Origin of the sequence: Nonomuraea sp. NPDC052129, from assembly GCF_040680095.1 — a bacterium.
GTDB lineage: Bacteria > Actinomycetota > Actinomycetes > Streptosporangiales > Streptosporangiaceae > Nonomuraea.
The window spans coordinates 1-1019 of record NZ_JBFAVX010000091.1 but is presented as its reverse complement, the minus strand read 5'-3'; the positions used below and the strand labels follow the sequence as shown (position 1 = coordinate 1019).

At 71.2% G+C, this 1019-nt stretch carries 1 protein-coding gene; it reads right to left on the bottom strand.

Going from position 1 to position 1019, the window contains the following annotated elements; translation table 11 throughout:
• Positions 1-55: 55 nt before the first annotated feature.
• Positions 56-976, bottom strand: a complete 921-nt coding sequence (locus AB0L53_RS59300) for an ABC transporter ATP-binding protein (RefSeq protein WP_364015921.1) — start codon at positions 974-976, stop codon at positions 56-58.
• Positions 977-1019: the final 43 nt, after the last annotated feature.

The following is a 1019-nucleotide window of genomic DNA, read 5'->3' as shown; positions in this document are numbered from 1 at the left end:
AACCGATCACGCCGCAGTGTCAGGCGGATCAACTTTCCCGCACCGGTCAACGCGTTCATCGCCGCGCCTCCGCGTGCCGCCCGGAGCTCGCGCCGGTGCGGTCGTAGTGCCGCATGAACAGTTCCTCCAGCGTGGGCGGCTGGCTGACGAGGCTGCGCACGCCCACGGCGGTGAGCTGCCGCAGCGCCGTGTCCAGCGCGGCGGCGTCGACGGCGAAGCGAACCCGGCCGCCCTCGGTGCGCAGATCGTGCACGCCGGGCAGGCCGGCCAGCCCGTCCACGGGCCCGGACAGCTCGGCCTGGATGGTGGTGCGAGTGAGATGGCGCAGGTCGGCGAGGGTGCCGTTCTCGACGGCCCGGCCGTCGCGGATGATGGTGAGCCGGTCGCACAGCGCCTCGACCTCAGACAGGATGTGGCTGGACAGCAGCACGGTCCGGCCGCGGCGCTTCTCCTCCTGGACGGCCTCGCGGAACACCTCCTCCATCAGCGGGTCCAGGCCCGAGGTCGGCTCGTCGAAGATGAGCAACTCGGCGTCGGACGCCAGCGCCGCTACCAGGGCCACCTTCTGCCGGTTGCCCTTGGAGTAGGTGCGGCCCTTCTTACGGGGGTCCAGGTCGAAACGCTCCAGCAGGTCGGCGCGGCGCTTCTGATCGAGCCCGCCGCGCAGCCGGCCGAGCAGATCGATCACCTCGCCGCCTGACAGGTTGGGCCACAGCGTGACGTCGCCGGGGACGTAGGCCAGGCGGCGGTGCAGCGTCGCCGCGTCGACCCACGGATCGCCGCCGAGCAGCCGGGCGGTGCCCGCGTCCGCACGCATCATGCCCAGCAGGACGCGGATCGTAGTGCTCTTGCCAGCGCCGTTCGGCCCCAGGAAGCCGTGCACCTCACCGGCGCGGACGACGAGGTCCAAACCGTCCAGGGCTCTGCTGGATCCGAAGGTCTTGACCAACCCGGCCACCGTGATGGCGTCAGTCATGGTCGTGCTCCTCATCCTGGCGGATCGCGGTCACGCGTTCCGC